The sequence below is a fragment of the Streptomyces sp. LX-29 genome, assembly GCF_029541745.1.
Lineage (GTDB): Bacteria > Actinomycetota > Actinomycetes > Streptomycetales > Streptomycetaceae > Streptomyces.
The window spans coordinates 2989903-3008092 of record NZ_CP089746.1 but is presented as its reverse complement, the minus strand read 5'-3'; the positions used below and the strand labels follow the sequence as shown (position 1 = coordinate 3008092).

Annotated in this window: 13 protein-coding genes; 4 read left to right on the top strand and 9 right to left on the bottom strand. The window is 72.8% G+C overall.

Features of this window, described 5'->3' with window-relative positions; all coding sequences use genetic code 11:
* Positions 1-3: 3 nt before the first annotated feature.
* Positions 4-537 (bottom strand): GNAT family N-acetyltransferase, encoded by a 534-nt coding sequence (locus tag LRS74_RS12815; protein ID WP_277741130.1) that lies wholly within the window; start codon positions 535-537, stop codon positions 4-6.
* A gap of 292 nt (positions 538-829) precedes the next feature.
* On the opposite strand from LRS74_RS12815, the gene LRS74_RS12810 reads away from it, so the two are divergent.
* The gene (locus LRS74_RS12810; protein WP_277741129.1) at positions 830-1954 is read left to right on the top strand and encodes an ADP-ribosylglycohydrolase family protein; all 1125 of its coding nucleotides are present in this window, start codon (positions 830-832) and stop codon (positions 1952-1954) included.
* Here the strand turns inward: LRS74_RS12810 and LRS74_RS12805 are convergent.
* The 5 genes from LRS74_RS12805 to LRS74_RS12785 form a co-directional block, all read right to left on the bottom strand.
* Positions 1939-3336: a glycosyltransferase 87 family protein gene (locus LRS74_RS12805; protein WP_347178129.1), complete on the bottom strand. Its 1398-nt coding sequence runs from the start codon at positions 3334-3336 to the stop codon at positions 1939-1941. The genes LRS74_RS12810 and LRS74_RS12805 overlap by 16 nt on opposite strands.
* Before the next feature lie 274 nt (positions 3337-3610).
* Positions 3611-4795, bottom strand: coding sequence for a PLP-dependent aminotransferase family protein (locus tag LRS74_RS12800; protein WP_277741127.1), 1185 nt, complete (start codon positions 4793-4795; stop codon positions 3611-3613).
* A 297-nt stretch (positions 4796-5092) separates the two neighbouring features.
* The gene (locus LRS74_RS12795; RefSeq protein ID WP_277741126.1) at positions 5093-5299 is read right to left on the bottom strand and encodes a DUF397 domain-containing protein; all 207 of its coding nucleotides are present in this window, start codon (positions 5297-5299) and stop codon (positions 5093-5095) included.
* Positions 5300-5503: 204 nt separating this feature from the next.
* On the bottom strand, positions 5504-6367 hold the full coding sequence (locus tag LRS74_RS12790; protein ID WP_144381133.1) for a helix-turn-helix transcriptional regulator: 864 nt from the start codon (positions 6365-6367) through the stop codon (positions 5504-5506).
* 368 nt (positions 6368-6735) lie between these two features.
* Positions 6736-7473: a GPP34 family phosphoprotein gene (locus LRS74_RS12785; protein ID WP_144381134.1), complete on the bottom strand. Its 738-nt coding sequence runs from the start codon at positions 7471-7473 to the stop codon at positions 6736-6738.
* 254 nt (positions 7474-7727) lie between these two features.
* Here LRS74_RS12785 and LRS74_RS12780 point away from each other — a divergent pair, with 254 nt between their 5' ends.
* Complete coding sequence (locus LRS74_RS12780; protein WP_277741125.1) at positions 7728-10733, top strand: D-alanyl-D-alanine carboxypeptidase; 3006 nt, start codon at positions 7728-7730, stop codon at positions 10731-10733.
* Positions 10734-11055: 322 nt separating this feature from the next.
* Complete coding sequence (locus LRS74_RS12775; RefSeq protein ID WP_277741124.1) at positions 11056-12957, top strand: MFS transporter; 1902 nt, start codon at positions 11056-11058, stop codon at positions 12955-12957.
* A gap of 538 nt (positions 12958-13495) precedes the next feature.
* Here LRS74_RS12775 and LRS74_RS12770 read toward each other — a convergent pair.
* The gene (locus tag LRS74_RS12770; RefSeq protein ID WP_277741123.1) at positions 13496-14092 is read right to left on the bottom strand and encodes a CGNR zinc finger domain-containing protein; all 597 of its coding nucleotides are present in this window, start codon (positions 14090-14092) and stop codon (positions 13496-13498) included.
* A gap of 156 nt (positions 14093-14248) precedes the next feature.
* On the opposite strand from LRS74_RS12770, the gene LRS74_RS12765 reads away from it, so the two are divergent.
* On the top strand, positions 14249-15805 hold the full coding sequence (locus LRS74_RS12765) for an MFS transporter (protein ID WP_277741122.1): 1557 nt from the start codon (positions 14249-14251) through the stop codon (positions 15803-15805).
* On the opposite strand, the gene LRS74_RS12760 is transcribed toward LRS74_RS12765, so the two are convergent.
* On the bottom strand, positions 15786-16196 hold the full coding sequence (locus LRS74_RS12760; protein WP_277741121.1) for a hypothetical protein: 411 nt from the start codon (positions 16194-16196) through the stop codon (positions 15786-15788). The two genes, LRS74_RS12765 and LRS74_RS12760, sit on opposite strands and share 20 nt — an antisense overlap.
* Positions 16197-16331: 135 nt before the next feature.
* Positions 16332-18161: an FAD-dependent oxidoreductase gene (locus tag LRS74_RS12755; protein ID WP_277741120.1), complete on the bottom strand. Its 1830-nt coding sequence runs from the start codon at positions 18159-18161 to the stop codon at positions 16332-16334.
* Positions 18162-18190 lie beyond the last annotated feature (29 nt).

Here is an 18190-nt window from a genome sequence, read left to right as displayed (position 1 = left end):
GCCTCACGCACCCGGCTTGCGCCACATCGCGGCGACCACCGGGCCGCCCTTCGGGACGGTGATCTCCCGCACCACCGTGAAGCCGAAACGCTCGTAGTAGGGGACGTTGTCCAGGTTGGTCGACTCCAGGTAGGCGGGCTGGTCCGCGCGGTCGCACCGGTCGAGTCGAGAGCGCAGCAGCGCCGTGCCGCCGCCCGTGCCGCGGAACCGCGGGTCGGGGTCGGTACCGATGATGGACAGGTACCAGTGCGGCTCGGCGGGGTGCGCGGCCGCCATGGCGTTCACGACGGTGATGGCTCGCGGGGTGCCGGTCCGCGAGGCCCAGACGTAGGGCGGCAGCGCCAGCAGCTCCCGCCAGAAGGGCTGCTTCCACTGACCGGGCGGGTCCCACAGCGTGCCGCCGATGATCCGGTCACCGCCCTCGCTGGTGATGAATTCACTCGCTCCGTGACGCAGGTGCTGAAAGCGCAGCATCACGGAGAAGAGCCGGGGGAGGGCGCGACGCCGCCCGGCGGAATCCGGAAATATCCATGCCATGACCGGGTCTTCATGAAACGCCCTGGCCAAAACCGCCGACAGTTCTCGTACTCGGCCCCCGTCGGCCACCGCAATTTCGTGTGCCATGGGGGTCAGGCTACGTGGGGATTGCGGCGACTTCAGCGGAATGGGACGGTCCGTCACAGCCTGCCGTGATGACGTCTTTCACATTTCGAGCCAGACGGTAAGGGATCGTTCGCGGTCTATTACAGTGCAGAACGAGTTCGGGTCCGTACGTATGCCTACAGAAAGCCGAAGACACGCTACGGAAAGCTACGAAAGGGGCAGGGCCGTGAGCGCTTCCGTCGGCGCGGCCGCGGCCGCGTGGGGCCGGGCCGAACAGCAGGACTTCCGCAGCCGGGTGCGTGGCTGTCTGCTCGGCGGCGCGATCGGCGACGCGCTGGGCGCGGGCATCGAGTTCGACTCGCTCGCCGAGATCCGGCGCCGGCACGGCTCCTCGGGCGTCACCGACTTCGTCCCGGCGTACGGCAGGCGGGGCACCGTCACCGACGACACACAGATGTCCCTCTTCACCGTCGACGGTCTGATCCGCGCCCAGGTGCGGCGCGACACCGGCGCCTGGCACCCGCCCACCGACATCCACGCCGCCCACCGGCGCTGGTACGCCACCCAGCGCGACTGGGGCCCGGACGAGCGGAGGGACGACGACGGCTGGCTCGCCCGCGAGGAGTGGCTGTACGCGCAGCGCGCCCCCGGACGGGCCTGTCTGGCGGGGCTGGCCGACGAGACCATGGGCACCCTGGAGCGGCCCAAGAACCCTGACTCCAAGGGGTGTGGCGCGGTCATGCGCTCGGCGCCCTTCGGGCTGCTGGTGGGGTGGGAGCCGCAACTCGTCTTCCAACTCGCGATCGAGTGCGCGGCCCAGACCCACGGCCACCCCACCGGCTATCTGTCGGCCGGCGCCTTCGCCCTGATCGTGCACGGCCTGACGCGCGGCGAGACCCTCGACGGCTCCATCCAGCGCGCCCTGGCCCACCTGGCCACACGACCCGGCCACGAGGAGACCACGGACGCCCTCAAGCACGCGCTGGGTGCCGTGCGGCAGGGGCTGCCGACCGCCGAGCGGGTCGAGTCCCTCGGCGAGGGCTGGGTCGCGGAAGAAGCCCTGGCCATGGGGGTGTACTGCGCGCTGGTCGCGGAAGACGTGCGCCACGGGTTGCTGTTGGCCGTCAACCACGGCGGCGACAGCGACTCCACCGGCTCCCTCTGCGGCAACCTGCTGGGCGCGCTGCACGGCGACACGGCGCTGCCCCCGGCGTGGGTGGCGGAGGTGGAGGGGCGCGCCACGGTGCTGCAACTGGCGGACGACTTCGCCATGGAGATGACCCAGGGGCCGTCCCTGCACGGCCCGGGGTCCTCCGCGCCCGCCTGGCTGGCGCGCTACCCGCGGGCGTAGGACGGCCGCCGGCGCGACACGCCCTCCGCGCGGGCGCGCGGTCCGTGCGGCCCCTGCGGCGCGAGGCTCGCGGCCGGCGGGGTGCGCAGGGCCCGTACGGTCAGACAGCCGGCCACGGCGAGGAAGGCGACCCCGAGCAGGGGGTAGGCCGCGGTCAGCAGCATCTGGCCCGAGCCGAGACGCAGTTCGACGTGGCGGGGCACGACGTGCGGCGGGTACCAGATCGCGTACGAGCAGAAGAGCAGCCCGGTCAGCGCCGCCCCGCCGACCCACCGCGCGGTGCGTCGGCGGCGCGCCTCCGCGCACAGCAGCAGGGCCACGGGCACCGCCCACACCCAGTGGTGCGACCAGGAGACCGGGCTGACCAGCAGCGCGGTGATCGCGCACGCCAGCGCGGACCAGGCCCGGCCGTACGGCAACCGCTCGCCCGCGCGGTGGGCACCGACCGCGACGGCCATGCCCACGCAGCCGACGAGGGCGGCGGCGAGGAGCCACCACAGGCCCGGGTCGACGGTGTGCAGGGCGCGGGCCAGGACGCCGCGGAGGTTCTGGTTGCCGGCCTCCTCGACGTCGCCCGGCCGGTCCGCGGAGAGCACCACGTCGGTCCAGAAGCGTCGCGAGTCGCGCGGCAGCACCAGGCCCGCCAGCGCCACGGTGGCGGCGAAGGCGGCCGTCGCCACGCCCGCCCGCCGCAGTTCCTCCCGCCGTAGCCCCTCGCGTGGCCGTGGCGACCCCGAGGGCTGCGGCGACCCCGAGGGCCGCGGTTCCCGGTGCCGTCGGCCCCATGTCCGGCGCCCCCGCCGCGCCGCGAGCCCCGCCAGCGCCAGGAACACCACGAACAGCGCCGGGGTGAGCTTGATCCCGGTCGCGATCCCGATGCCCACGCCGGCCCAGCGATGGCCGGGGCGCCGGGTGAGGTCCCACAGCACCAGCACCGCGATCAGCAGATTGATCTGGCCGTACCGCAGGGTGGACCACACCGGCTCGCACCACACCGCGACGGCGGCCACCAGCAGCGCGGCCGCCGGCCGGGGCACCGGGAGGCGGTCGCCGACCAGCCGCAGCGACAGCTGGGTCAGGGCGGCCACCAGGGCGAGGTTGACCGCCGTCGCCAGCACCTTCACGACACCGACCGTCGGCAGGCTCAGCGGGGTGAACAGCAGGGCCGCGAAGGGCGGATAGGTGGTGGGCAGCTCATAGCGGGTGGCCCGCAGGTCGTACAGGTCCGTGCCGGTCCGCACCGCCCAGCCCTCCGCGCGGTAGACCATCAGGTCGACCATCGAGACCTGCGCGGCCCGTTGCGCCAGCCACAGGCCGGTGAAGGACAGCAGGCAGAAGACCGCCGCCCAGAGGGTGGGGCGGCGGCGCGGCAGGGCTTTCACGGGGGCTCCACCATCCAGGGGGCGACACGGGCGGTCCGCGCGGGCCGCCGACATCCCGTGACCCGCCGACAGGAGAGCCTTCGCCTCCCGGTTGCCGGGAGGGTTGCCGGGAGGCGAGGCGGTGGCGAGCGGCAGGATAACGCGGAATGATCCGTTTTGCCCTTGAGTGAGCCCCTTCGTGCCGCTCCCGGGGTGCCCCTCCGCCCCTCCCCGGGGCGCCCTGCGCCCCTCCCGGGGGTCGCCTTCGGGAGAGGCCACACCCCGATTCCGCGGCTCAGACGCGCAGCGCCGCCGTCAGGCGGGTCAGCCCCTCCGCGATCTCCTCCGGGGTGTGCGTGACGAACGACAGGCGCAGCGCCGCCGGGTCCGGCTCGGCGGGGAAGAACGGCGCGCCCGGGACGTAGGCGACGTCGTGCCGCACCGCCGCGCGCAGCAGCTCCGTGGCGTCGTTCCCGCGCGGCAGCGAGGCCCAGACGAACATGCCGCCCTCCGGCTCGTTCCACCGCGAGCCCTCCGGCAGGGCGTCGGGCAGCCCGGCGAGCAGCGCGTCCCGACGCTCGCGGTAGGCGCCGCGGACCCGCCCGAGGTGGGCGTCCAGATCGGCGACGGTCAGATAGCGCGCCGCGGCCCGTTGGTCCACCGTCGAGGTGTGCAGGTCCGCGGCCTGCTTGGCGACGACGCAGGCGCGGCGCAGGGTTTCGGGGGCACGCAGCCAGCCGAGCCGCAGCCCGGGAGCCATGATCTTGGAGTAGCTGCCGAGCAGCACCGCGCGGTCGGCGACCCGCGGGTCCGCGGCGATCCAGGGCACCGGTGCGCCGGCGAAGCGCAGTTCGCCGTACGGGTCGTCCTCGACCAGCCACAGCCCCTGTCGCAGGGCCACCTCGGCGACCGCGCGGCGCCGCTCGGCGGGGAGGGTGCGCCCGGTGGGGTTCTGGAACGTGGGGATGGTGTAGAGCAGCTTCGGCCGCTCCCGCGCGGTCAGCTCCTCCAACGCCCACGGGTCGAGCCCCTGCTCGTCACAGGGCACCGGGACGACGCGCGCGCCGGCGAGGCCGAAGCACTGGAGTGCGGCGAGGTAGGTCGGGCTCTCCACCAGCACGGTGTCGCCGGGCTCCAACAGGGCCGCCGCCAGCAGCGTCAGGGCCTGCTGCGAGCCGGTGGTGACAAGGAGGTCGTCCGCCCCGGTGGGCAGGCCGCGGGAGGTCAACCGGGCGGCGGTGACGGCCCGCAGGGCGGGGTCGCCCTCGGTCGTGGAGTACTGCAACGCCTCGCGCGGACCGGCCGCGAGGACATGGCGGAAGGCGTCGGCGATGCCGTCCGCGTCGAAGAGCTCCGGAGCCGGCAGCCCGCCGGCGAAGGAGATCACCTCGGGGCGTGCGGTGAGCGCGAGGATGTCGCGTACCGGGGAACCGGCGACCGAGGTGGCGCGGGCGGCGAGATCGGGAACGGCGGTGCGCATGGTGCTCCTTCGCGGCTCGGGTGACCGCAGCCTACGGCGAAGGATTCACCATGAAACGACATCGTCCGGGATGTGGGCGCCGGAGGTCGAGCGACGGAGCGGGGAGCGAAGGATCGAGGCGCGAGCGGCTGCCGATCCGAGGAAGGGAATTCCGGCCGGTGTGGGGTGGGAATGCGAAACTCGGCACCCACCCCACACCGGCGGGGCGGAAGAGCGCGGCAATGAGCCCCCTCGGCAGGGACGGCGGCCGGTCGAGAGGGCTCTGCGCGGTTGTCGCTTGGGAGACGACAGCGGCTATCAATCGATGTCGAAAGCCCCACCGCTGACGTCCGCCACGAATGCGGACCACGCCTCGGGGGCGAAGCCGAGCGCCGGCCCCTGCGGGTTCTTGGAGTCGCGCACGGCGATCTCAACCGCGGTGGGAGAGGCAACTTCCACGCAGGCGCCGGTGGTCGAGTAAGAGGACTTGGTCCACATGCTCTGCTTTCCAGGCTGAATAGACACGTCAACTCCGATGCGTTCGAGGTGTTTCGTCGATGGTGTTCCGCCTCGGTTAAGGAGGCGTGATCGACACTACTCGGCGGCCTCGGATGGAGAATGGGATCGTCACTCGACCGGATGGCATATTCCATCGGCCTCTTCCGTGTGGCAGGCGCGGAGGTGTACTCTCCGGCCTCCCTCGGCAGTTCGGCACGTTATGGATCGGTTTTACCGGGCTTCCAGGTGCTGGCGCGCCGCCTCCAGGACGAACCGACGGCTCTGCTCGACGTTCAACGCCTGGGCGCGCAGGTGCTCGTACATCATGCTGTAGCTCTGCACGTCGGTGAGCTTCTCCAGGTACAGGTCGCTGGTGACGCCTTCGAGGTAGACCACGCTGGTGTCGGACTCGTCGGAGAACTCCAGAATGGCGAACTGGCCGCTCATTCCCGGGTGCGCGCCCACGTCGTAGGGCAGCACCTGCACGGTCACATGCGGCTCGTGGCTCATCTGGACCAGGTGCTCCAGTTGTTCGGCCATGATGCGCGGGCTGCCGACCACGCGCCGCAGCGCCGCCTCGTCGACGACCGCCCACAGCCGCAGCGGATTGAGCGGGTCGCTGATCCGCTCCTGCCGCTTGAGTCGCACCTGCACGCGCTGGGAGATCTGTTCCTGAGCGGCTTCCGGAAGCACGCCGGTGACGGCCGCCTCCGCGTATCGCGGGGTCTGCAGCAGACCGGGCAATCCCTGCGGTTCATAGATCCGCAGCGATGCCGCGTCGTTCTCGAATCCGATGTAGACGCTGTACGGAACCTCGCCGAACGCATTCCACCAGCCTTGCTGGCGCGACTCCTTGGCCATTTGCATCAGGGAATCGACGAGGTGTTTGTCCTCGACCTTGTAGACCCGACACAGATCGCGCACATCGCGCTGACTGATACTGCGACGGCCGTTCTCCAGTCTGCTGATTTTGGATTGGGAGACCATCAGCTCCTCGGCGACCTCCTCCGCCGTCATGCCCTTCTCCTGGCGGAGCCTGCGCAGTTCTTGACCCAACCGGCGTCGCCTGACGGTGGGGCCGACATTGGACGTCACGGGACGTGCACCTCCGGCTTCGTACTGCTGCCTTCTGCTGGTCAGCAGACTGCCACCAACGGTCGTGAGCGCGCTGGGAAACGGCCCCACAGAGTGTTCGTCGGGTGCGTGGCCGACGGCCGTAAACGAAGCAGGACGTACGAAAGCGGGCGCCGTACGCACGCGTGCGCGCGGGGCGGTGGATCGGCCGTCGTCCGGGGCGGCCGGTCCACCACCCCGCGCGCTGACAGCGGCTCCCGTACCGGGTCAGTGGCGACTGTGTCGCGGTCGGGTCGCGGTGGAGCGGATTACTGCCGATTGCTTCGAACTGGTGGTACTGCCGTGCCGATGGCTGTGCCGACGGCCCGCGACGCCCTGGGGACGGCGTGCTAACGGGCCCCCACGCGGGCCATGCTCCCGCGGCGGGACGGCTGGGCCGGAACTCCGGCCGTGGCACGCACCGCCGGCTGTCGCGCCGTGGCCGGCGCGCGCCTCGGCTGAGCCGCGACACCGTTCTGCACGTCCATCACGGCGTGCGCCACGAGCCCGCCCATCGGGTCGTGCCGGATCAGGTCCCGGAGCCGGGAGCGCGAAGAACGCCCCTCGTTCCCGGGGTAGAGGTGCTTGCCGAGCCCGACCGCGTGGGCCAGGGCGGCGAGGGCCGCGGTCCGCGGGTCCGGCGGCACGCCGGTGCGGATCGCGCTGTCCAACCGGGTCCTGATCTCCCGGCTGATGGCCGTGTCGGTCGCCTGATAGCGAGTCGTCGGCAGAACTCCACACATCTGGCCCGCCACGGCATGCACCATGCCGCACCGCTCCAGATGTGTGAGGTAGGTCTGACGCAGCCCCAGTCGGGGCCCGCCGATCCAGTGGACCGCCCGCACCGGGCTGCCACGACGACGCAGCAACTCGAGCGCGGAGTCCAATGTCGGATCTCCAGTCGGCCGTGGCAGCACCACGGCGATACGATCCCCGTCAGGGGCTATCCGTCCTGCCAGAGCCAGCTCCACTAGCTGCGCCCCGGCAAGACCGAGGTCGAGCGACTGCGGCTGCGCCGTGGTGCCCGTGGCCGGGTCCAAGGCGAGCAGCAGAAGCTCCTCCGGAATTGTTCTGCGGCTCCTGCCCATCCATGCCTCCCCGCGTGGATGAATGACAGGGTGACCCCTCTCACATTGGTCTGTCGAGAGTGCGTGGGGGGTTCGGGTGGGAACCAGCAGGTATGTCGTTCTCGTCTAGCAGGGCGGCGGTGCCCCGGGTGTGCTGTGAATGCGCACCGGTTCGGTAACGACAGCCCCGCTGCGCTGACGCGTAGTGGGGACGCTGGACACTTGATAGAACGCTGCGTGAAATTGCCGTGCCATGAGGCGGCGGGAATCGCCGCGTGACGAGTTTCAAGGAGGTATCGGTGGCGGGCGAGTCCCCCGACACGTCGGAGCAGCAGAAGTCGTCGGGGGAGACGACTCAGGGCGAACGCGACCCGCGGCTCGCCGTCGCGCGTGAGCGCGGCGCGGCGAGCCGCGCCACCGGTGCCGCGGACGGTGCGGCCGGCACCGGCGCGGCAGACGCCGGTGACGACGCGACAGGCGCCGGTGATGGTGCGGCAGAGGCGGGTGAGCCCCCGGTCGACCGCGCGACCGCGGTGCTCAGGACCCTGCGTACGGACGAGGACGCGACCACGCGTGACCGTTCGCCGGCGGGCCACGGTTCGCCCGCGGGCGGCTCGGGCGGCGCGGCCGAAGCGAGCGGCAAGGCCGCCGCGGATGATGTTCGCGAGCGTGAAGCCGACGTGACCGAGCGCGCGGCGCAGTCGGACGGAAAGCCGGACGGCGCCGGCGACGACGTGGAGCCGCTGCCGATGCGCCCCGCGGGCCGGGGCGGCGACGCGGCCAAGGCCGCGCCCGAGGCCACGAGCCGGGACGCTTCCGCCTCCAGCGACCGCGCGGGCGTCTCCGCGACGGTCGAGGGCGGCGACGCACGCCTTCGGGCGGCCGTCGCGGCCTGGGTCTCCAGCGCCAACGAGCCCGCCGACGCCGACACCGCGGGCTCTGCTTCCGACGCTGATTCCGGCGCCGCCGCACGCGACGCCGACGCACCCGAGGGCAAGACGGCGGCCGGCCGCGCCGGCACCGCGGACCGCGCGGAGAACGCGAAGGACTCCGCCGCGCCCCGCGCGGGCGCGGGTTCCGCCGCGCCCGGCGACGCGGACGCGGCCGAGGGCACGGACCGGGGCGCCGACGAGGCCGACACAAAGGACGCCGAGAAGGCGTCGGCCCGGCGGGTCGACCAGCCGACGGCGTTCTTCGGCGCGCTCCGCCAGAAGTCGCCCGACAGCGCCGCCGACGCCACGGCCGACCGCGCGGGCGCGTCCGCCGGCGGCGGCGAGCAGGCCGCGACCTCCCGATCGGCCGCCGCTTCCGCTCCCGCCTCCTCCGGTTCTCCCGCCTCCTCCGGCGGCGTCGACCGTGCCACCGCCGTGTTCGGCACCCTGCGAGCCAGGGGCGCCGACGCGGACGCGGAGGCCGACGCGGTGAAGAGCGCGGATAAGAAGGAGAGCGTGAGCGCGGGGGGCGTCACCGACCGTAAGGGTGCCGGCACGGATGCCCCGGGGTCCGCCGGCGTGGGCGCCGGCACGGCGATCGGTCGGCCCGCCGACCAGCCGACCACCGCGTTCCGGGCGCCGCAGGCTCCCGCCGCCGGTGCGGGCAGGGGCGCCGAGGCCGGCAAGGCCGCGGAAGCCGGTCGGGCCGCCGGTGCGGCCGCGCCCGCCGGCGCCGGTACCGCCGCAGGGACCGGTGCGCCCGCCGCGCCGAGTGGCAAGCCCAGCACCTTCGTGCCGCTGAGGTCCGCCGACGACCCGGCGCCCGCGCGGCAGGCGCCCGCCAAGCCGGCGACCGCCCGCTCCGCCGAGGCCAAGCCGGACACGGCGGCCACGGCGGCCGCGCCCGCGAAGCCGACCGCACCGGCGAAGCCGGCCGCGCCCGCGAAGCCCGGGGCCGACAAGAACGCCCCGGCGCCGCTGCCCGACTTCGAGCGGACCAAGCAGCAGCCGCTGCCGCCCACGCCGGGGGCCGGCGCCCCGGCGCCGCTGGACCTGCTGGCGCAGCTCACGAACACCCCGCCGCCCCCGGAGACCCCGACCCGCACCATCGTGCGGCGGATCAAGATCTGGACCCCGCTGGTCATCCTGCTGGCGATCATCTTCGTCACCGTGCAGGCGATGCGCCCGCTGCCGACTCCGCAGCTCGAGATCGCCAAGGACTCGGCGGCGTTCACCTTCCAGGGCACGCCGTTCGCCATGCCCTGGCCCGAGGAGGGTCAGGCGGCCGCGGAGGTCCAGGGCGCGGGCATGGTGGGCACCTTCGGCGAGCAGAAGCCGGTGCCGATCGCCAGCGTCACCAAGGTGATGACGGCGTACGTCATCCTCCGGGACCACCCGCTCAAGGCGGACAAGCCCGGCCCGAAGATCAAGGTCGACGCGCAGGCGGGCGACGAGTCGGACGCCACGGACGAGTCCCGGGTCGCCGTCAGCGCGGGGCAGGAGTACACCCAGCGGCAGATGCTGGAGATGCTCATGATCCCGTCGGGGAACAACATCGCCCGGCTGCTGGCCCGGTGGGACGCCGGCTCCGAGGAGGCGTTCGTCAAGAAGATGAACGACACCGCCAAGAAGCTGGGCATGAAGAACACCGTCTACACCGACCCCAGCGGTCTGTCGGCCACCACCAAGAGCACCGCGGTGGACCAGCTCAAGCTGGCCAAGGAGGTCATGAAGGACCGGACCTTCCGGCAGGTCGTGCGCACGGAGAACATCCGGATCCCCGGTCTCAACGACCCGGTCACCAAGGACCGGATCTTCAACAACAACTCCCTGGTGACCACGGAGCCCGGCACCGCCGGCATCAAGACCGGTTCCAGCTCGGCCGCCGGCGGCGCGCTGATGTGGGCCGCCTACAAGACGGTCGGCGGCAAGGACCAGCTGATCCTCGGCGTCACCCTGGACCAGCGCAACCACAACAGCAAGGACCCCAACGCCCATCTGGCCGTGGCCCTGGCCAAGGTCCAGAAGCAGATCTCGGCGACGCGCGGCGCCCTCGTCGCGGACACCCTGGTCAAGAAGGGCCAGGTGGTGGGCTATGTCGAGGACGGCCTCGGCGGCCGTACCCCGGTGGTGGCCACCAAGGACCTCAAGGGCGTCGGCTGGGCCGGTCACAAGGTCAGGTTCTCCCTCGCCGCGGGCGGGCGGTCGCTGCCGCACACGGCCAAGGCGGGCACCGTCGTGGGCGACCTGACCGCGGGCGGCGGACCGGGCAGCGCGAGCGTGCCGGTGGCCCTCAAGAGTGATCTGTCCGAGCCGTCCTTCGGAACGAAGCTGACCAGGATCGGCTGAGCCGTGCCGGGGCCGTCCGTCCCGCGTTGAGCCCAGCGGTGTTCAGCCGCGCGGCGTTGAGCCGTACCACGGTGCGACTCAACGCCGCGCGGTCGTATGGCGTCCTTCCCTTCACACGAATCATGTGTCTTATGCCTCCCTCACTGCTTTCACCTCCGTCGCCACCCCGGTCGCGTTCTCCCGAGGGCGCGCCCGCGCGGCGCTGCGTGCTAGCGTCGCCAGCGCCTCCGCGCGTGCTCCGCCCCGCCGCGGCGGAACCGGAGCGAACCGGGACAACGTGGATGCGTGGGGGAGATCTCGGGGGTAGACGGGGAGTGCCGCAGTGACGACCGTGGATCCGACGCGGGCCCAGGAGAGCGATAGCGACAAGCGTGGCGCCGCCGCGCGAATACGGGTACCCGGGCCGCGCCGGCCGGAGGTCGACGACCCGACTCCCGCCGCCGCCGACGCCGGGGCCGCACCCCAGCGCGCCGGCCGTGCGGGGCTGCTCCGGCGCGTAGTCTTCCATCCCGTGCCCGCCGCATTGATCCTCGCAGCGCTGCTGCACCTGCTGTGGGTCGCGCTGCTCGCCAACAGCGGCGGTGACCTGGCGGCGCAGGACGCGTGGGCGGAGTTCGCGCTCCAGCACCCGGACTCGGCGTACAACCTCGCCTGGTACGGCGGCATGCACCCGGTCTCCTACAGCATCATCTCGCCGTATCTGATGGCCGTCCTCGGCGTTCGTACGACGATGATGATCGCGGGCACCATCTCGGCGGGTCTGCTGGCCCTGCTGATGGTGCGCAGCCGGGTGCGCCGGCCGATGTGGCCCACGCTCTACGGGACCTTCGCGCTGATCTGCAACGCGATCTCGGGCCGGGTGACCTTCGGGCTGGGCACGATGTTCGGCCTCGGGGCCATCGCCGTGATCTTCGCGTGGCCCACCAGGTGGCGCTCGCAGAAGTACACGCACAAGATACTTCGGGCTCTGCTGGCCGGCGTGCTGGCGGCGCTGTCGACCATGTCCAGCCCGGTGGCGGGCCTGTTCGTGGGCGTGGTGGCGGCGGCGCTGTGGCTGTCCAAGCGGCGCCCCGCCGGGTACGCGCTGGGCGTCACCCCGGCGCTGGTGGTCGGCCTGTCGTCCTGGCTGTTCCCGTTCTCGGGCACGCAGCCGATGGGCTTCGCGTCGACGATACTTCCGGTGCTCACCGGCGTCGCGGTATTCACGCTGGTGCCCAAGGAGTGGAAGACGGTCCGGGTCGGTGGCGCGCTCTACGTCGTGGGCACCCTCCTCACCTGGCTGATCCCCTCCCAGATCGGCACCAACATCACCCGGCTCGGGATGATCTTCGGTGGCGTGGTGCTGGTCGCCGCGCTCCCCTACTACCGCAGGCCCGCCCGCGCGGAGCTGCGCACGACGGTGAACGGCCGCAAGTGGCTCGCGCTGGTGCTGGCGGTGGTCGGCGTGACCACCTGGCAACTGGTGAAGACCATCGACGACATCATCCACACCACGCCCGCCGCGGCCTGGAACCGGGAGCTGGCGCCGTTGATCGACCAACTGGACCGGGTCGACGCCGACCGCGGCCGGGTCGAGGTGGTCCCGGTGCGCAGCCACCGCGAGTCCTCCGCGCTCGACGACTACGTGAACCTCGCGCGCGGCTGGAACCGCCAGGCCGACCTGAAGCGGAACCCGATCTTCTACGACGACGAGGACGCCCCGCTCACGGCCGCCAGCTACCGGGCCTGGCTGGACCGCATGGCGGTGCACTACGTCGTGCTGCCCGCGGACGAGCCGGACACGGCGGCCAGGAAGGAGACCGAGCTCATCGCGGGCGGGCTGCCGTACCTCCACGAGGTCTGGTCCGACGCCAACTGGAAGCTCTTCAAGGTCGCCAATCCGACACCGATCGCCGACCCGCCGGCGACGGTGCGGCGTGCCGGCGCGGAGGAACTGGTCATCTCGGTCGAGTCGCCGGGACCGGTGCTCATCCGCATGCAGTACTCGCCGTGGCTGGCCCTGGTCGACGAAGACGGCGACCGGATCAAGCCGCCCAGCAGCGAGGGCGACGCCCCGCTCGTCAACCGCGACGGCTGTCTGACCCGGCAGGTCCAGGAGGCCGAGGAGGGGCAGCCGGAGGACGAGTGGACCGTGCTGCACGCCCCGCGCCCCGGCCTCTACCGCATCGGCGCCCCCTACGAGCTGCCGCGCGGCACGCCCTGCCCGGACGGGCTGGTGGAGTAGCCGGCGCCTGGTGACATCCCGACCCGCGCGGTCGCGATCTCGGCCCCCCTTGGGCCGTCATCGCGGCCGCGCGGTCGCGTTGTGCGGGCGTGTCGCGGCGGCCGTGGCCGTGCCCGCGGCGCCCGACCGGCGTGGGGTCGGCGCTGTCGGCCACCCCGGGACGGGGTGAGGGGCCTTCGCGTGGACGGTGGCGCCCGGTGGGTGGCGGCGTCCCGCGCGGCGGCGCGTATCCGCGCGACGCGCGAGGACGCTCCCCGCGCGAGCGAGCGGAGGGGGGTCGTGGCTGCGGGCGTGGTCCGCCGCTACGGGACGGGACCGCGGCTCCGGGCGTGCTCGCGGCTATGGGGCGTGGCCGCGGCTACGGGGGCGGGGACGAGCGGGCCGGCGACCTGGGCGCGTGCGGGCGGGACGTCGCGCGGATGCCGTCGGGTGGGTGTCCATGCGGTGCCGACGTGCGCGGTCGCGAGTGGGCGCGTACGGCGGACCCGGCGGCCTACACCGCCGGACGGGGCAGGGAGGCCCTGCCCGTGGGCCGCCGCTAAGGGCGTACCTCCGTGGTCGCGGCCCGCGTGGACGCCGTCGGGGTGTCGGCGCCGGCGGCAGCGGCCTGCTTGGCCGCGTGCTTGCGAGCCTTGGTGCGGTTACCGCACACCCGCATGGAACACCAGCGGCGGCTGCGATTTTTGGACACGTCCCAGAACGCCCAGGCGCAGCTGTGCTCGGCGCAGCGCTTGAGGCGATGGGCCTCGCCGGTGGCGATCAGCTCGGCCCAGGCGATGGCGAGTCGGGCCAGGGCCTGTCGCGCCGGCGGCAGATGGGGGGCGGGCGCGGAGGCGCCGCCGCCCACCGTCACCAGGACGGGAAGCTCGCGCAGCGCGGCGTCGGCCGCCGCCAGGACGGCCGCGTCCGCGCCGTCCCCGACATGGGTGCCGAGCTCCTCGCGGATCCCGGCGCGCAGCCGCAGGCACAGCTCGTGGTCGTCGGCGCCGACCCGGCGGTGGCGATCGGTGAGCCCGCGCTCCCACAGCCAGTCGGCGAGCTGTGCGGGCGTGGAGAGGTCGTCGGTCCCCTCTTCCACATCGACCGTGTTGGCGAACGCCTCGACCAGCAGGGCCGAGGCCGGGGCCTCCAGCATGGCCACCTCCTCGGCCCCAGCCTAGCGCCTTCGCTAACCAGTCATTCGTTTTACCGGTAGCGCCGGCGTGGGGTGCCGTGTCAGACTCACCTCTGCGCGCTGTAACCGGCAAAAGTCGATAGACGGTTATCGACGGACGAGGGGAACCGACGCTCGATGAGTGACCACGCGCCGCGCCCGCCGCAGGCGTCCGCCCGCCGCAACGCCGCCGTACTGCTGCTCTTCACCGCGGTCACCAACCTCGCGGACGGCGTCACCAAGATCGCCCTGCCGCTGCTGGCCGCCCGTGCCTCCGGCTCGCCGGCCCAGGTGACGGCCGTCTCACTGGCGTTGACGCTGCCCTGGCTGCTGGTCGCGCTCCATGTCGGCGTGCTCGTCGACCGATTCGACCGGAGGCGGCTGCTGTGGCTGGCCGACGGCATGCGGCTGTCGGCGATCGGGGTGCTGCTCCATGCCGCGGCGACCGGGCGGCCGGGCATCTGGATGCTGTGCGGGGCGGCGGTCGTGCTCGGTGTCGCCGAGGTCGTCGCGCTCACCGCGGCCGCCGCGCTGGTCCCCGCCCTGGTGCCGGAGGACGGGCGGGAGCGGGCCAACGCATGGCTGGCGGGAGCCGAGACGGTCTGCAACGAGTTCTGCGGCCCGTTCGTCGGCGGACTCCTGCTGGCCGCGGGCGCGGGGGTCGCGCTCGGTGCGACCTGGGTGGCCTACCTCGCTGCCTCGCTCGTCCTGCTGCTGCTCACCGGCCGTTTCCGCGCGGCGCGCGGCGCGGTCGAGTCGGGGGCGGGGGCCGGCGGCGGAGCCGAGGTCATGACCGGGACCGTGACCGCGGCTGAGACCGCGGCTGGGACCGCGGCTGGGACCGCGGCTGGGACCGCGGCTGGGACCGCGGCTGGGACCGCGGCTGGGACCGCGGCTGGGACCGCGGCTGGGACCGTGGCTGCGACGGGGACCGCGACCGGGTCTGCGGCCGCGACGGGGACCGCGACCGGGAGTGTGGCAGCGACCGGGACTGTGGCCGGGTCTGTGGCCGTGACCGGGACCGCGACCGTGCATCGTCAGATCGTCGAGGGGCTGCGCTATCTGTGGCGGCAGCGGCTGCTGCGCACGATGTCGCTCATCCTCACCGCGCTGTGTGCCTGTTGGGGCGCCTGGCTGGCGCTGATGCCGCTCCACGCCACCGAGACCATGGCGCTGAGCTCGCACGAGTACGGCATGCTGCTCAGCGCGCTCGGGGTGGGTGGGCTGGTGGGGGCGGTCGCCGTCACTCACATCAACCGGTTCTTCGGTCGTCGTCGGGTGATGTTCGCCGACCTGGTGGGTACCTTCGCGATGATGGCCGTGCCCGCCGTGAGCACCGAACTGTGGGCCGTCGCGGCGGCGGCCTTCGCGGGCGGCCTGGGCGGCACCCTCTGGTCGGTCAACGCCCGGACGATCAGCCAGCGGATCGTCCCCGACGCCATGCTCGGCCGCTGCAACGCGGTGGGGCGCCTGTTCAGCTGGGGGGCCATGCCGGTGGGCGCGGGGGTGGTGGGGCTGCTGGCGCAGGGGCTCGGCGCGCGGGCGGCGTTCCTCGTCTTCGCCGCCCTGGTGGCCGTCTCCGTCGTGCCGTTCCTGCGGGTCATGACGCCGGCCGAGCTCGACGGTGGTCGAGCCCGGCCGGCGGGGGACGGGGTGCGGGGCGTGCCGAGCGCGGTCAGCGCACCGCCACGGTGAAGGCGGCGGAGTGGGTGGAGCCGCTCGCCATGCGCAGCTCGTTCTTGCCCTTGGCGCCGAGCTTGACGCGCAGGCTGTAGGCACCGCTCTTGTTGACCACGGTGCTCGCCGGCAGGGTGACCCACTTGCCGCGCTGCTTCTGCTGGAGGGAGACCTTGCTGCCCGCCTTGATGCCGGTGGTCTTGCCGGTCACCCGGAACTCCTGCCAGGCGCGCACGATGTCCACCGACGACTTGGCGGTGATCGTCGTCTTGGCCTGCGGCTTGGCCGGGGCGGTCTTGACCGGGGCCGGCTTGGCCGGGGCGGTGGCCGCCATCGCGGTGGCGGCACCACCGGTGAGGAGGGCGGCGGCGAGGGTGGCGGCGACGGCCAGACGGTGCGTGCGCTTCATGGTGGTTCCTCCCGTGTCAGCACGTTTAACCGAACTTCGCCCTGATAGATGGGGACACATGAGGATGGGTTGCCTGGTGTGGCACGGGTTTTTCGGGCGCCTCCGGTGCTTTGCCGGTGCTTTGCCTGTGGGCGCTCAGCCGAGGTCGAAGGCGTTCGGCAGCCCCAGGCGGAAGCGGGTCTCGTCATGCCGCTTGAGTCCGGCCAGCTCCGGGGGCTGGAACAGGGTCTGGAGGGTGCAGGGCGCGGCGCTGGACCCGTCGGTCTTCAGCAGCGCGTTGGCTGCCGCGCGGCCCGTCTGGTTGGCGCCCTCCATGGTGGCCAGGTCCATGTCGTTGACCACGTAGTCGCCGGCGAGGAAGAGGTTGGGGACGGCGGTGTGCGCGGTGGGGCGGTTGTGCAGGGTGCCCGCCGGGTGGACCAGCAACTGCTCGTCATTGGTCGGGCGCGGCCCACCGAGGCCCTCCACCGCCGGGTCCATGAACCACGAGTGGACCAGGTCGTCGCGCAGCACCGTGCGGCCGCTGTCGTTCAGCGCGGCCTTGATCTGCGCCCAGACCTCCTTGACGATCTCCTCCTTGGTGCACTGCTTGGCCGTCTTCCCGTACAGGATTCCGGGCTGGTCCCACTCCGAGACGATGGTCGAGAAGCAGTCGGCCGCCGTGCCGTCGCCGTAGTCGGCGGCGAAGTCGCGACCGGGCCACATCTGCGCCTGGCTGATGGAGGTGATCGCCCAGGGGGAGTCCAGGTAGTTGACGTGCCCGTGCACGATCGGGGTGCGCTCGCGCAGATAGAACTGGACGCCGGTCATCCAGTCCGTCTGCAGTGCGTCGCAGCGGCCCAACTGCGGGTCCGCGGCGCGTAGTCGCGGCCCCCAGGTCCCGCGGGCGTGCTCCACCGGCAGGGCGCTCACGTAGTAGTCGGCGGTGACCGCGCGGCGGGCGCCGGTCGCGGCGTCCTCGACGATCGCGCCGGTGATCTGCCCGCTCTCGTAGCGCAGTTCGCGCAGGGGCGAGCCGGTCTCGAAGCGCACGCCGTGCGCGCGCAGGTAGCGCAGCCAGGGGTCGATCCACGCCTCGTTGGTCGGTGCGTTGAGCACCCGGTCGGGCTCGCCGTCGTTGCCGCGGCCGAGGAAGGAGAAGAGGAACGCCTCGAGGACGTGCGCCACCGTGTGGGTGCTGGCCTCCTCCGCCTTGGTGGCCACGATGTTGCGGGTCAGCCCGATGGCCAGCAGTCGTTGGTAGTCCGCCGACATCCGCTCGGCCCTGATGTACTCCCACCAGCGGGTCCGCTCCCACTGCTCGACGCGACGCCGCTCACCGCTGGTCAGGTAGACGAGCAGCCGCTGGGCGAAGTAGACGACCTCGGAGGCGGGCAGCCGGAGCGCGGTGTCCAGCAGTCCGGTGAGCATCTGGAGCAGGGCGTCGGGGGTGAGCCGGGAGGGCGGAGCCTCCACGGAACGGAAGGAGAACCGCAGGTCCGGGCGGCCGCCCGAGCGCGCGAAGAGCTCCTCGGTCGCGTCGACGAGGTTGTCCTTGCAGCCGTCGCGGTTCCCGGGGAAGGGGATGCGGCTCAGCGTCTCGGGGAGGTTCAGGTAGAAGCCGGGGAAGAACCGGAAGCCGTGCTCGCCGGGGAGCGGGCGGCGCCCGCCGCGCCCGGTGCCGGGCACATCCATGCTGCGCGCCTTGCCGCCGAGAGCGTTCTTGCGCTCGTAGACGGTGACCCGGTAGCCGCGCTCGGCCAGTTCATGGGCCGCGGTCAGCCCGGCGGTGCCGGCCCCGAAGATTGCCACCGTACGCGGGGAGCGGCCCGCGCGGGGTGTGGCGGCCGTAGCCCGGGGCGCGGAGAGCGGGACCTGGGCGGCGGTCGCGACCACCCCTGCCGCTCCTGCCGTCGCGAGAAAGCTCCGCCGACTCCTGGAGTCGTCGCCCTCGGTCGATTCGTGATTGCTTACGGTGATGGCCATGAAGCCCCCTGATGCCCGATGGAACGGTC

What these genes read in the sequence shown, in the direction of transcription:
- LRS74_RS12815 (WP_277741130.1), bottom strand. Translation starts at nt 537, where the DNA reads ATGGCATGGATATTTCCGGATTCCGCCGGGCGGCGTCGCGCCCTCCCC.
- LRS74_RS12800 (WP_277741127.1), bottom strand. Translation starts at nt 4,795, where the DNA reads ATGCGCACCGCCGTTCCCGATCTCGCCGCCCGCGCCACCTCGGTCGCC.
- LRS74_RS12785 (WP_144381134.1), bottom strand. Translation starts at nt 7,473, where the DNA reads ATGGGCAGGAGCCGCAGAACAATTCCGGAGGAGCTTCTGCTGCTCGCC.
- LRS74_RS12770 (WP_277741123.1), bottom strand. Translation starts at nt 14,092, where the DNA reads ATGCTGGAGGCCCCGGCCTCGGCCCTGCTGGTCGAGGCGTTCGCCAAC.
- LRS74_RS12765 (WP_277741122.1), top strand. Translation starts at nt 14,249, where the DNA reads ATGAGTGACCACGCGCCGCGCCCGCCGCAGGCGTCCGCCCGCCGCAAC.
- LRS74_RS12760 (WP_277741121.1), bottom strand. Translation starts at nt 16,196, where the DNA reads ATGAAGCGCACGCACCGTCTGGCCGTCGCCGCCACCCTCGCCGCCGCC.
- LRS74_RS12755 (WP_277741120.1), bottom strand. Translation starts at nt 18,161, where the DNA reads ATGGCCATCACCGTAAGCAATCACGAATCGACCGAGGGCGACGACTCC.